This window comes from Streptococcus mitis (assembly GCF_946190115.1).
GTDB lineage: Bacteria > Bacillota > Bacilli > Lactobacillales > Streptococcaceae > Streptococcus > Streptococcus mitis_CO.
Genome location: NZ_CAMHZG010000016.1, coordinates 1 through 13715 on the forward strand (window position 1 = coordinate 1; position 13715 = coordinate 13715).

Here is a 13715-nt window from a genome sequence, read left to right on the forward strand (position 1 = left end):
CATTTGTAATAGTTGGGATTGGCATAGGAAGCAACCCAATTACAAATCGAGTTTCGAGTGACCTCAACATCAGGATGAGGATCCCAGGTGACATAGGTCAGATTCTCAGCGGATGAAGCCCAATTCTGAAACATGGCTTCTGCATCACTTTCCAAAAATCTTCGCAAGATTAAACGATCTGTCTGTAATATTTGCGTACCGATAGATTTCATGACGCTACCTCGCTTTCTGATAGATGATTCTCTGCCCAACCTCAATTTAAATTTACTTTGCTTTTGAATTTCAATGTAATAAGCTAAAAAGGTCCACCGGACCTTCCTCGCTTTCTTATTTCTAAACTCGGGGTAAAAAGTTCTCTCACTTTCTTATTTCAAGGTGAGAGGCTGCCCCCCCACTGGAGGTTTTTCTTGCTTTTTAATTTCATGGCTCAAGCTAAAAAGGTCCCCCGGACCTTTTTACTCCCAAAAGTCATCAAATACGGTGATTGGTAGGTGGCGTTTGTGTTGACCTTTGTGCCACCAGTTTTCGATTCTTGCTTGGGCTTCTGGGCTGATTGTTTTGCCTTCTAGGTAGTCGTCAATCTCTTCATAGGTGACTCCGAGGGCTACTTCGTCAGCTAGGCCTGGTTTGTCTTCTTCTAGGTCTGCTGTTGGGATTTTTTCATAAAGGGCTGGGTCTGCACCAAGTTCCTTCAATAGTTGTTTTCCTTGGCGTTTATTGAGGCGGAACAGGGGTAAAATATCCGCACCACCGTCACCAAACTTGGTAAAGAAACCTGTGATATTTTCCGCAGCATGGTCTGTTCCAATGACCGCTCCTCTATGGGAACCAGCAAGGGCATACTGAGCAATCATACGGCAACGTGCCTTGATATTTCCCTTGTTGAAGTCTGAAACAGGGCTTCCTGTCGCTTCAACTGCAGCTGTCATAGCATCAGCTGATTCCTTGATATTAACTACCAAGCTGACATCTGGCTGGATGAAGGCAAGGGCTTTTTGAGCGTCTGCTTCATCAGCTTGCACTCCATAAGGTAGGCGGACAGCGATAAATTTGTAACTGTCATCTCCCGTTTCTGCTCGCAGTTCTTCCATAGCTAATTGGGCCAATCGACCTGCTAAGGTTGAGTCTTGCCCTCCAGAAATCCCTAGTACAAAGGTTTTAAGAAAGGGATGTTTTTTCAGGTATCTTTTTAAGAAATCAATGGAACGACGAATTTCTTCCTGGGCATCAATCACGGGTTTGACACCCAGTTCTTGGATAATCGTTTCTTGCAAACTCATTCTTCTTCTCCTTCACCGAGGGCTTCCTTACGCATTTTGTCAATCAAGTCCATCTTATCTTGCCATACATCACGCGCCAAATCCACTGGATAATGCTGAGGATTGAGCACGCGCTTGTACTCATCCCAAAGCTTGTCGAATTCCTTACGGGCATAATCCTGAATCTCAGTCAAGCTAGGCAGGTTGTAAATCAATTTTCCGTCTTTAAAGATATCCACCAAGAGAGGAACAGCATCAAAATTACGAACAGTCTTCTTGATGTAGGTATAAGTCGGATGGAACATCTTGATTTCCGTCATGCTGGCAACATCTACGCCATCATAAGTGATATAGTCTCCTTCTGACTTGCCTTTTTCACGACTGGTAATGCGCCACACCTGCTTCTTACCTGGCGTAGACACTTTTTCAGCATTATTTGACAGCTTAATCGTATTGCGCATGTTCCCATTTTCATCTTCGATTGCAACAATCTTGTAAACTGCCCCAAGAGCTGGCTGGTCATAGGCTGTAATCAGCTTGGTTCCCACACCCCAGACATCAATCTTGGCCTTTTGCATCTTGAGGTTGAGAATGGTATTTTCGTCCAAATCATTAGAAGCATAAATCTTAGCCTCTGTAAATCCAGCCTCGTCCAGTTGCTGACGGACTTTCTTAGAAATGTAGGCAATATCCCCAGAGTCAATCCGCACACCCATAAAGTTAATCTTGTCGCCTAGCTCACGCGCCACCTGAATGGCAGCTGGTACCCCAATGCGAAGGGTGTCATAGGTATCCACAAGAAAGACACAATTTTTGTGGGTCGCAGCATAAGCCTTGAAAGCTTCATAGTCATTTCCATAAACCTGTACCAAGGCATGGGCGTGAGTCCCCAGGACAGGAATGTCAAAGAGCTTACCAGCACGCACGTTGCTGGTTCCATTGGCGCCACCAATCACCGCTGCGCGTGTTCCCCAGATAGCCGCATCCATTTCTTGCGCCCGACGTGTCCCAAACTCCATCAAAGGTTCATCTTCAATGACTGAACGAATACGAGCTGCCTTAGTCGCCACCAAGGTCTGGTAGTTGACGATGTTCAAAAGAGCCGTTTCGACCAACTGACATTGGGCTAGAGGGCCTTCCACCTGCACAATCGGTTCATTGGCAAAAACCAAGTCCCCTTCTTGGGCAGAACGAACGGTCAACTCCAACTTGAAATTGCGGAGGTAATCCAAGAATGCCCCATGATAGCCCAGTGATTCCAAATAGGCAATATCACTATCTGAAAAACGCAAGTCTTCAAGATAACTCACAATTCTTTCCAAACCTGCAAAAACCGCATAGCCATTCTTAAAAGGTTGTTGGCGGAAATACACCTCAAAGACCGCCTTTTTATTGTGAATCCCTTGGTCAAAGTAAACCTGCATCATGTTGATCTGGTACAAGTCCGTGTGCAATGTTAAACTATCATCTGGATACATACTTTTCCTACTTCCTTAGCTAGAAACTCATGAAAATTTTCAAGAACTTTCATGTATTCCAATAAATTAGTACTATTATATCACATTTTAGCTGGATTGAGAAAAGAGTAACAAGCTATTCTCCACTCTCCAGTTCATCCATATCTTGTTCAAACTTTTTCTGAGCCCATTCACCATAGCTCTTCAGACCAAGATTGCCAATAAAGACCCAGGGAAGGTAAATGACATAAGTAATTGCCCAAGCAGATAGGTATTTAACGTTCAAAGGATTGTGCTGATAAATTTCTATGTTGAATTGATAATTCTGCAACATCAAAAGAGCCGTAATAGCCAAGGTTAGGAAAAAACAACCCAAAATCGTAAAATGAAAACGACTATAGTAGGTCACTCCGAGATTTCGAGCACGGTTAAAAAAGTAAAATGTCCCTATGATGATAACGATGAGCAGCATATTAGAATTAAAAAGACTTGGTGCTAATACTGCAATCATATAAGATAAAAGCAAGAAAGCTATAGAGATATAGAAACTTTCAGCCCCCGCTTTATTGATCAGTTGTTCTTCTCTTTCGTCAAGTAATTGATAATGAATAAATTTATTTACCATCTTCTTCCTCCCAAACTTGCTGATTTCTGCGATTCAAGTATAGGATAACTCTATCCATAGAAAAACTCCCAACGAGATAGATGATAACTGCTAGAACCACTTTTAGGGAGTACTTCCAAGTCAATAGATTGACCAGTTCCTCGCGATTGCCAATGATATCAATCAATAAAATCACTATAGAGAATCCCAAAGCAGATAAAATTCTTTCTTTTCCAGTATTCTCAACAATATCTCGAATGTCAATTCCAACATACATGCGGCGAATAATGGCATACAAACCGACTCCAATCAATAAAAGTAATTCTGGTAAATAGGACAAAAGTGTTAAATTGAAAATATAAACTTTGGCAAAAATTTCCAGTGCCAAAAATAGGCAAATTCCCAAGAGAATTTCTCCTGAAATCTTTCCGTCCAATTTTTCCGTACGTTCATCTTTAATCACAAGTTTCTTTCTATTTTTCATCTTCTTCCTCCCAAAATAATTGATCTAAAGTTTTGCCTAAGCATCTGCAAATGGACTGGCAGAGGGAGAGACTAGGATTGTATTTCCCAGCTTCAATCAGACCTATAGTCTGCCTAGTAACACCTACAGCTTCTGCCAAATCCCCTTGTGTTAAATCACGCTCCACCCGAGCTAATTTTAATTTTAAATTTTTAGCCACTAGCGTCCTCCTTCACATTCTTAAAAAGTTGCGCCTCTTTTCAACAACATTATATCATATATCTAACTTAATGCAATATATAAATGTCATTTTGTAAAATTTTATTAACAAAAAACTCTCTACCACAAAATAGAGAGTGTTAAGTTTAAATATAGGATTTCAAAATATCGACGACATCACTTCTTTTCTTAACCTTATAGACCTTGATTACCAATTTCTCAGCTGCGATTGTATTGTCCTCAATATCGTCTAGACAGACACAATTTGTAGGATTTAACTGGTATTTATCGAGAATCCCCTTCATACTTATGTCAAGAACCCCTCTTTGCCTTATACTTTCATACTCATCTTACAGATTCTTTTGGTAATAAAATCTTTGTCCTGTGTAGGGATAGTCTTGTAACTTAAAGACTTCTTTGTAGCCATGGCTTTTATAAAAATCTGGAGCCTGAAACTGGTAAGTATTGACAAAAGCAAAACGACAGTTTCGATTCTTAGCTTCAGTTTCTGCTTGCTGCAATAGTTTTGAACCGATTCCTTGCCCTCTCAGTTCCTCTTTTACAAATAAATACTCGATTTCTAGCCAATTTCCAAAAGTCTCTGCTATCAAACCTGCCAGGAGATTGCCCTTTTCATCTTCGACATAAAGATTAAGTGGCTCACTTTCAGCTTCTTCTCTTTTTGAACGGTTATAAGCACGAATCAGATTTCCTATTTCTTGTGATTTATGGGATTCCTTATTTTCAAATCTAAAGTACATCTAAACCTCCTCAAACATTGTTACAGCTTGATTATAATCTTATTTCAATAGACTGTCAAACTAGCAAAAACTCACCAACCTGAGTTGATGAGTCCTTAATCTATTTAAACATCTTACAATATACGTTTTTCTGATTTTAAAAGACTTTTTTCCTATTGTTTTTTGAAACATTTTATCTTAAACAATACAAAATACAGATTTTAATCAACCCTATATGATAGATAAAATAGATTTCTTTTTATTCCCCAAAGACTCCTACTCTCACTGTACGATGTAATTTCTGAGTCTCTAATAGATGAATTGTTTGAATGACAGATTGATAAGTAGCGTTTGCTTGAATAGAAGCAAGACTCTTTTGCATAACTTCTTGACTATACTCTACCTTATCACGGTGTTTCTCCTCGGCCAATAAGTTTGCTGCCTCTTTAAAATTATCTGCTCTATAAGTTTCTAAATAGCTATAAAGTAAATAAAGGTCATTCATATTAAAGTAAGTTTCTGGAATTTCTCTTTTATATGCCAAAAACTGTTCATCTTTCATCAACTCAATACCTTTTTGGCGATAAGCATTAGAAGCATCATTATTCGCAGCATTTGTAAATTCTTTTTTTGCAATGTGCTTATACACCGCCTTTACAATCAGAACAATTGGGGAAAATAGAAGTTGGAAAACCCCATAGGAAATCGCTCCCCATATAATATACTCAAATAACGAGAGTACAGTTCCTTGAATAATTCCTAACAAGAAGCAAAATGCTATAAAACCTAATACACTTAAATTATATACTTTTTTAAGCTTCCCATAGTTCCCCATAATACCACTATATGCTTTATTTTGTTCTGCTGAAATAGCTTTATTCAAGTCAGATACAGCTTTCAAAACTTGGAAACTATATCCAAACATTTCAATCAATTGTTCTCTACTATATTTGTTCATAATTCAAATTTCCTATCTTTAATCACCCTTAATTTAGTTTTTCCTCTTAACAAATAATCCTGCTAAACCAATCATTGCTAATAATCCGTAGCCAACTGTAACAATTGAATTTGCTACCCTAGAATTTTCTCCTGTATTTGGTAACGCATATTGTTCTGCTGGCTTATCCGCTGGCTTATCCACTGGCTTGTCCGCTAGCTTATCTGCTGGCTTATCTGCCGGCTTATCCGCTGGCTTATCTGCTGGCTTATCTGCTGGTTTATCTGCTGGCTTATCTGCTGGTTTATCTGCTGGTTTATCTGCTGGTTTATCTGCTGGTTTATCCACTGGCTTATCTGCTGGTTTATCTGCCGGCTTATCCGCTGGTTTATCTGCCGGCTTATCCGCTGGTTTATCCGCTGGTTTATTCGCTGACTTATCTGCTGGTTTATCCGCTGGTTTATCCGCTGGTTTATCTGCCGGCTTATCCGCTGATTTATCTGCCGGCTTATCCGCTGGCTTATCTGCTGGCTTATCTGCTGGTTTATCTGCTGGTTTATCTGCTGGTTTATCTGCTGGTTTATCTGCTGGTTTATCTGCTGGTTTATCTGCCGGCTTGTCAATGATAGCACTTGGATCCAACTCTGGCAATTCATCTACGGTTGGAGCAACTTTTGATGTTGCACCAATACCATCCGGATTTTGTTTTGTATTCAAATCACTTGGAATGTCAGCTGTGATATCCAATTCTGGCAATTCATCTACTGTTGGAGCTACTTTTGGTGTTGCTCCAATACCGTCAGGATTTTGTTTTGTATTCAAATCACTTGGGATGTCAGCTGTGATATCCAAAGCTGGTAATTCATCTACTGTTGGGGCAACTTTCGGTGTTGCTGAAATAACACGGTTACCATCCGTATATACATTTAGCATCTTATCGATTGAAAAGATATCTGATTTGTATTTGTGGTTAGCTTGAGCTTGTGTCAAACGAGCTTTGGCATCCGCTAAGTCTTGCTCTGCAACTGTGATGCGTTGTTCCACGTTTGTTCTATCTGCTTCTGCCTGTGTTAAACTTGCACGCAATTGTGGTAATTGCGCGTGGACACGCATAGCATCATCGAGTTTACTTGTTGCTGCGTCAATTTCACTTTGAATTGTGTTGATACGTGCAGTTACATCATTTACACGAGCTGTTGCTTTATCCAACTCTTTTTGTTTTTGAACGACTGCATCTGCTTTGTCTTGAGCTGTTGCTGTAAGCGTAGCCAAATCAGATTTTGCTTGATTTAGAGCGGTTGTTGCATTTGTGCGAGCTGTAGCAATATCATTCAATTGGGCGTTTAATGCATCCAACTCTTGGGTCAAATCAGCTTTCTTCGCAACTAATGCATCACGTTCGAGTTCTTGTGTCGCTTTTTGAGATTTCAATGCATCTAACTCGGCTTGCATTTTTGGTCGGTCATCGATGATTTGACGTTTAACAAACACATAATGAGTGTCTGCGATAAACTTCATCTTTTTGCCGTATAATGTTGGGTTCATTGGGTCATCTTGTTTGAAGTTATTGTTATTGTTCCAATAATCCTTCTCACTCTGACTTCGGTTTAACTGAAAGAATTCGTTGTATTCTTCGTCCCATTCATAAGTTGAATCCTTGAAAGCGCTAGCATTGAATGAACCGAAATAAGTTGTTTTTTCTACACCATTGATTGTAGATAGAGCAACACCCATTTTACCACCTGTTGGTGTCAATAGGTTTTTACGGTGTCCATAATCTAAACCTCGCACGTTATTGTAGTCATCATACCAACCCAACAACATTTCGTAGGCTAATGTTTCGTTAGTTACAATGTGGTCAAACATTAAATATTCACCATCACGGTCAATAAGTTGACCATATGCACCACCAAGGATGTTTTCAACGTTTTCCCCTGGTTGAACTCTTTCAATATAGCCAGGTTTGTCGGTTAAACTTGTACGGTGTGACAATAGGCCTGTTTTCTGCATTTCATCAGCACGTTTTTGTGCGTATGCAAGGTACTCATCGTCAACCACCATATCACCCTTCAAATTGTTATTAACACGTAGTTGATTAAGCAATTTGACAAAGGCGTCTGAAATACCTTTGTTATCTACCTTGTAACGGTATGTCGGGCGTTCTTTGTATTTACGAGTTGTCCAATCATATGGCGCTTTCTTATAGGCTGCTAAAGCTTCTGCGAAATCAACCATATCTTTAGTTGCGTCAATTTCTTTGATATCAACACCTTGGAAATTAACTGGTTCCATTTGGTTGTTACGGAAGAATCCATGGTTATACTCATAATCATTAAGATTATCATGAGCTGTGTGATTACGTTCATCAGGGTTCAAATCGGTTGAAATAACTTTAACTCTATAGTTATCGATTTCCCCTTGTTTAGCAGCAATTTTAGTGTCTGTAGTTGTGATTTGTGCACCTTTAGCGTTCAAATCATTATCAACGTTTGAAATTTTGCTAGTTGTGTTTGTGATGTTTTTACGTACATTAGCGTCTGTGATTGCGTCAAGGTCTGCTTGTTTCGTATCAACATCAGCTTTCTTAGCGTCACGAGCATTATCTGCCTCTGTTTTTGCGGTGTTAGCATTGTCTAGTGCTGTATGCGCATCACTTTCACCATCTTTAGCGGCATTCAAATCATTTGTTGCGTTTGTATTGTCTGCTGTTTTGCTGGTGATAATATCGTTTTGTGCGTCGATAATTTTGTTTGCGTTATTAGCAGTGTCGATGTCTTTATTGATTGAGTCAATTTTGCCATCAGCTTTTACTTTATCAGCTTTTGCTTGGTCGACTGTGCCTTGTTTTGCGTTGACATCAGCTTGCGCAGTGTCAACGTTAGCTTTTGCTGTATTTACATCTTGTTCAGTAACATGAACAGGGGTCGTCTTCACCGTAGGCTTGGGTTTACCAGAATCAACCTCTTCTGCATGGGCAGTTGCATTTACAGCACCAGCCCCAACAAGAATAGTTGTCAAACCAGCACCTAACAAAATATCTTTTTTCTTCATAATTTTGTCTCCTTTTTATTTTTTTGTATATTATACTGTAATTAAGTCTCATTTTGGAACTTTCTACTGAAAACAGTATAATTTTATTACTTATCTTGAGTTTGAAACAAAAATCTACTAAAAATAGTAGATTTTTTCAAAAATATAAAAATTTAAGTTATAATAAAATAAATCAAGACTAAGGAGACTATCATGGAACCGAAACACTATGGAGAAATCATTCAAAAGATCCGTCAAGATCGTAATATGACCCTCAAAGAGGCTGCTGGAGATGTCATTACTCCCAATAACCTCAGTCGCTTTGAAAAAGGATTATCTTCTATCAAAGTCGATACTTTTTTTGAAATTTTGAGCAGATTTAATTTAGATGAGATAGACTATGCAGAAGTGTTACATATTCAAAATGATGGATCTCAAAGAGTAAAACAAATTATAAATGCATTGTCTAAAAATGATAGAACCAAAGCTATACAAATACTAGGAAAGAAAAGTGAGTGGGGAAATATCATAGAGTATTACACACTAAAATTAGGCATTTTAAATCAAGAAAATGAAATGGATAAATTGACTCCTGATCAAGTAGAAGCTATTAATTACTTGATCAACTATATATTTAGTCTTGATACTCTTTATATTCGTGATTTTACTATTATTGAAATTCTTTTACAATTTAATATTCAATCTTTTGAGTTAAAATTCCTTGAATACCTCGAAAAACTAATTCTTAAAGGATTGGAAGATTCTAATAATAATGAGTATTTTTATCGCAGATATGCTATGACTGGACTGTTTTTAATTAGAACATATTCTCGCTATGGATACTACGATAAAGCAGAAAAGCTCATCTATAAGTTGAATATCATAATAACTCAAGAATTCGCTTGCGAATTTGCAATATTTCCCCTATTTCTTTTAAAAATGTATGAAGTTTACAATCTACTTCGACAAGATAACCCTAAGGCTATTGAACGAGCTAATACTGTTATTCATTACATGGATGCCCAAAACGACCTCTTCCCACTAGCATACCTGTTTGAAACTAAGAACATGTTCATCCAAGACGTTCAACGACTGAATAAAACTGGCATTCCATTCCCTCCAGAAAATGAGGAATAACTATCAAAACCAATCTAGAACAAAATGTTTATAACTTCAAAGCACCAAAGTCACTTTGACTCTGGTGCTTTTTGACTTGATTTTAAAGCAAAAACTCACCAACCTGAGTTGATGAGTCCTTAATCTATTTTCTAAATTTCCACTGGCTGTATATACCGAAACCGATAATCCAGATAGCTGAGCCGATTGCTCCTACAAATGTAGACTCTTGTAAAAAGAGGGTTACAAAGACAAAGGCAAAGAAGAGCATGGTTAAAGGATTTAGGAAACGATAATGGGGCATGAGATAACCATCCGCCATAAAGTCTTGTGACTTACGGTATTTAAGGTGAGCCACCATAATCAAGATATAAATGGCGATATAAACACCTGATGACGATGCCGTAATCAAGGCAAAGGCATCGGAAACACCTGGCAAGACATTAATAAAGGCTGCTAGGGCAATCAAGATTGCTGAAGCGATGATGGCATTTTGTGGTACATTGTGGCGAGAAAGAGTATCTGCTTTGATAGCCTTTAAGAATGGATTTGGCGAATCATGGGCAATCTGGTACAAATGACGCCCTGTTGAGTAAAGGGTTGAGTTAAGAGCAGACGCTGCTGAGGTCAAAACGACGAAGTTAATCAAGGCTGCCGCCCACTTGATTCCAGCCAATTCAAACACCGTAACAAATGGAGAATCAGCCGATGCTAGTTCACGCCAAGGAATGATAGCCATAATAGCTAATAGGGCACCTCCATAGAAAAAGGCGATACGCAAAGGAATTTCCTTAACAGCTTTTGGCAAGACCTGACGTGGATTTTTTGTTTCAGAAGTTGTTACCCCGATAAACTCAATCATGAGATAGGCAAAGAATACCATCTGGAAGGCCATGACAAAGTTCACTCCACCATTTGGGAAGAGGGAGAAATTGTCAGCAATATTGGCCAAACTTGCTACTCCATGAGGTGTCTTAAAGCCTGTCAAGACCATAAAGACCCCTGTTGCAATCATGGCTAAAATAGCCACAATCTTGACCATAGCAAACCAAAACTCAACTTCCCCAAAGAGCTTCACCGCAATCAGATTGACTAAAGCTAGAATGGTCAAAAATCCAATCTCAATCATCCAACTTGGCCAGCTAGGGAACCAAAACTGAACATAGTGAGAGATAGCAGTGATTTCCGCCATACCGATAAAGACAACGGATAGCCAGTAGGACCAAACTGAGAAATAACCCCAGCCCTTACCTAAATGGCGCGTGATAAAGTTGATAAAGGTATGTTGCTCAGGATCTTGATAAAGCATTTCCCCAACCGCACGCATCATGAGGAACATAAAGGCTCCAGTAATCATATAAATTAGTACAATGGAAGGACCTGTTAAGCTGATAGAGCGACCTGCTCCCAAAAAGAGTCCTGTTCCAATTGTTCCCGCAATGGCCATAACCTGCACGTGACGATTGGTCAGACCACGCTCCATCTTATTTTTTTTCTTCTTTGAACTCATATCGTCTCCAATTCAATTTAAAATGGAAAAAGGAGTGAGTGAAGCGCACTGCCTTCCCCACTCCTTTTTTCTGTTTTTAGGCTGTTTTTTCAACTTTCAAGATTTTTACATCATAACTACCAACAGGTGTTTCAATAGTTGCTGTGTCACCTGTTTTCTTACCAATCAAGGCTTGTCCAATTGGGCTTTCATTTGAAACCTTACCTGCAAAGGCATCCGCACCGGCTGAACCTACGATAATATAAACTTCTTCTTCGTCCTCACCAATTTCTTGGATAGTGACTGTTTTTCCAATCGCTACTTCGTCTTGGGCGACTGAGTCGCTATTGACGATTTCAGCATAACGGATTTTTGTTTCCAAGCTAGAGATTTGTCCTTCGACAAAGGCTTGTTCATCCTTAGCCGCTTCGTATTCACTGTTTTCAGAAAGGTCACCGTATGAACGAGCAATCTTAATACGTTCTACCACTTCTGGTCGGCGGACCAATTTCAATTCTTCTAATTCTTTTTCAAGTTTTTCCTTTTCCTCAAGGGTCATAGGATATGTTTTTTCTGCCATTTTTCTCAACTTTCTTTCGATAGTATTGAATCTCTATCTGAGATTCTCATGTTTGTTGTCTTAGTTTGAACTACTATTTTGAGTAAGCTTGCTATTGACGTGTTCAGCTACATTGCGATCATGTTCTTCCTTATTGCTAGCATAGTAGACCTTACCATCTGTCACATCTGCAACAAAGTAAAGGTTTTCACTCTTAGTCTGATTGATACTTGACTCGATAGCATCCAAGCTTGGACTATCTACTGGACCAGGCATGAGGCCTAGATTTGTATAAACATTGTATGGTGAATTAATCGATGTATCAATTCCAGCATCGTCGGCAAGACTAATCTTCTGACCAAGTTTGCCTTGGGCATACAAGATGGCAATATTGCTTTGAAGTGGCATACCAAGATTCAAGCGATTGTAGAATACACCTGCAATCAACTTACGATCGTCAGTCTTAGCTCCTTCTTTTTCTACAAGTGAAGCAATCGTCAACAATTCATTGACCGTCAAATTCTTAGACTTAATAGTGCTGTAATGAGGTGCCAAAGTCTTGTCCATGGCTGCCAACATCTCATCAATCAAGCTTTCAATAGTTGTACTTTCCTTGATAGAATATGTAGCTGGGAAGAGGAAACCTTCCAAACGGTAACGAACGCCACTTTCTTTCGTTGGCAAGCTTTCAAGTAGACTAGGATATTTGGCAACTTCTTGGCTGATAAAGTTGTCATCTTGCACTTTAGCCAAGAAAGCATCCGCTGTCAAAGGCTCTTTGAATTCACCTTGCAATTGACCTACCGCTTGTGCCATTTGATCAATCGTATAACCTTCTGGAATTGTTAAATTCGCAAGCGCAGGTTCTTGAGCTTCAGCTGTTCCACCTTTTTGCAATTCATGGATGATATCTTCTGTACTCATACTCTTTTGCAAATTGTAATAGCCAGACTTCAAATCCGAATAATTTTTATATTTCGCATAAAAAGCAAAAATCACTCCGTGTTTAATCAAGCCAGACTTTTCAAGAGTTGAACCAATTGTTTGAACATTGGCTCCTTCTGGGATTTGCACTGTCACATATTGTTTAGATGAAGCATCCACAGGCTGTAAAGATGACTGAACATACTGATAACCGAAGTAACCACCTGCTGAAATCAAACCTAGGAAAATGAGTAGAGAAATGAAGAAGGCCTTAAATCCTGATTTTTTCTTCTTGGTTGACTTAACCGTCTCACGACGGCTACGACGTGGAGTTGCAGGCATTTCTTCTACAACTTTCTTTTCCTCTACTGGTTTTGAAGTAGGAACTTCTCTTTTTACCTCTCTCTGAGCTTCTGTCTTATAAGAAACAGCTACTCTAGTTGGGATTTCATTAAATTCCTTTTCTACTTTTCTAGGACTAACAGGTCCTGGAGTTGGTCTTGATACTCCCTCCGCTGATGGAGTAGAAGGTCCTTCTTGACTCGGATGACTAGGAGCAAGTGGAGCTTGTCTTACAGCCTCTTCTGCGGTAGAAGAAGGCACATCTTGACTTGGATGACTTGGAACACCAGGAGTTTCTCTTTGAATCTCATCTGCTGGAGAAGCTGGTACATCTTGACTTGGGTGAGTAGGCACGGTAGGAGCTTTTCTCATAATCTCCTCTACAGCTGACAGAGAATCTTCCATTAGCTCTTCTATCGACTGGTCATTTTTAGAAGAAAATTGGGGTTTTATTGAAGCTAAATCAACTTCCTCCTGATCTTCTTCATGTTTTTTAACTCGTTCTAAATCTCGTAAAATCTGCTCTTTAAAGCTTAATTTTTCTTCTTCTCTTGACTTTTCACTCAAAAGTTTTTC

13 protein-coding genes and 1 pseudogene are annotated in these 13715 nt (G+C 39.1%); 1 reads left to right on the top strand and 13 read right to left on the bottom strand.

Features of this window, described 5'->3' with window-relative positions; genetic code table 11:
• The 10 genes and pseudogenes from N8L90_RS08100 to N8L90_RS08145 form a co-directional block, all read right to left on the bottom strand.
• Nucleotides 1–212: pseudogene (locus N8L90_RS08100) on the bottom strand (GNAT family N-acetyltransferase); the annotation flags it as partial.
• A gap of 243 nt (nucleotides 213–455) precedes the next feature.
• Nucleotides 456–1280 (bottom strand): ammonia-dependent NAD(+) synthetase, encoded by an 825-nt coding sequence (gene nadE / locus N8L90_RS08105; protein WP_261024995.1) that lies wholly within the window; start codon nucleotides 1278–1280, stop codon nucleotides 456–458.
• Entirely contained in the window at nucleotides 1277–2737 is a 1461-nt protein-coding gene (locus N8L90_RS08110) for a nicotinate phosphoribosyltransferase (RefSeq protein WP_261024997.1), read from the bottom strand. Before N8L90_RS08110 ends, nadE begins: the two co-directional genes overlap by 4 nt.
• Before the next feature lie 115 nt (nucleotides 2738–2852).
• The gene (locus N8L90_RS08115) at nucleotides 2853–3341 is read right to left on the bottom strand and encodes a DUF6773 family protein (protein ID WP_101781370.1); all 489 of its coding nucleotides are present in this window, start codon (nucleotides 3339–3341) and stop codon (nucleotides 2853–2855) included.
• Nucleotides 3331–3804 carry a DUF6773 family protein gene (locus N8L90_RS08120; protein ID WP_101781372.1) on the bottom strand — a complete coding sequence of 158 codons (474 nt, stop codon included), beginning with the start codon at nucleotides 3802–3804 and terminating at the stop codon, nucleotides 3331–3333. Before N8L90_RS08120 ends, N8L90_RS08115 begins: the two co-directional genes overlap by 11 nt.
• The gene (locus tag N8L90_RS08125) at nucleotides 3794–4003 is read right to left on the bottom strand and encodes a helix-turn-helix transcriptional regulator (protein WP_001107502.1); all 210 of its coding nucleotides are present in this window, start codon (nucleotides 4001–4003) and stop codon (nucleotides 3794–3796) included. Before N8L90_RS08125 ends, N8L90_RS08120 begins: the two co-directional genes overlap by 11 nt.
• Nucleotides 4004–4148: 145 nt before the next feature.
• Nucleotides 4149–4307, bottom strand: coding sequence for a hypothetical protein (locus N8L90_RS08130; protein ID WP_261024999.1), 159 nt, complete (start codon nucleotides 4305–4307; stop codon nucleotides 4149–4151).
• A 45-nt stretch (nucleotides 4308–4352) separates the two neighbouring features.
• Nucleotides 4353–4763, bottom strand: coding sequence for a GNAT family N-acetyltransferase (locus N8L90_RS08135; protein WP_261025000.1), 411 nt, complete (start codon nucleotides 4761–4763; stop codon nucleotides 4353–4355).
• Between the two features lie 238 nt (nucleotides 4764–5001).
• Nucleotides 5002–5700, bottom strand: a complete 699-nt coding sequence (locus tag N8L90_RS08140; protein WP_261025002.1) for a hypothetical protein — start codon at nucleotides 5698–5700, stop codon at nucleotides 5002–5004.
• Between the two features lie 33 nt (nucleotides 5701–5733).
• The gene (locus N8L90_RS08145) at nucleotides 5734–8730 is read right to left on the bottom strand and encodes a CAP domain-containing protein (protein ID WP_261025003.1); all 2997 of its coding nucleotides are present in this window, start codon (nucleotides 8728–8730) and stop codon (nucleotides 5734–5736) included.
• 192 nt (nucleotides 8731–8922) lie between these two features.
• On the opposite strand from N8L90_RS08145, the gene N8L90_RS08150 reads away from it, so the two are divergent.
• Entirely contained in the window at nucleotides 8923–9846 is a 924-nt protein-coding gene (locus N8L90_RS08150) for a helix-turn-helix domain-containing protein (RefSeq protein ID WP_261025005.1), read from the top strand.
• A gap of 124 nt (nucleotides 9847–9970) precedes the next feature.
• Here N8L90_RS08150 and N8L90_RS08155 read toward each other — a convergent pair whose 3' ends face one another.
• The 3 genes from N8L90_RS08155 to mltG all read right to left on the bottom strand — a co-directional run bounded on the left by N8L90_RS08155 (nucleotide 9971) and on the right by mltG (nucleotide 13706).
• Nucleotides 9971–11335 carry an amino acid permease gene (locus N8L90_RS08155; RefSeq protein WP_049540261.1) on the bottom strand — a complete coding sequence of 455 codons (1365 nt, stop codon included), beginning with the start codon at nucleotides 11333–11335 and terminating at the stop codon, nucleotides 9971–9973.
• 76 nt (nucleotides 11336–11411) lie between these two features.
• The gene (greA, locus tag N8L90_RS08160) at nucleotides 11412–11894 is read right to left on the bottom strand and encodes a transcription elongation factor GreA (RefSeq protein ID WP_000818768.1); all 483 of its coding nucleotides are present in this window, start codon (nucleotides 11892–11894) and stop codon (nucleotides 11412–11414) included.
• Between the two features lie 60 nt (nucleotides 11895–11954).
• Entirely contained in the window at nucleotides 11955–13706 is a 1752-nt protein-coding gene (mltG, locus tag N8L90_RS08165; protein WP_261025011.1) for an endolytic transglycosylase MltG, read from the bottom strand.
• Between the last annotated feature and the right edge of the window lie 9 nt (nucleotides 13707–13715).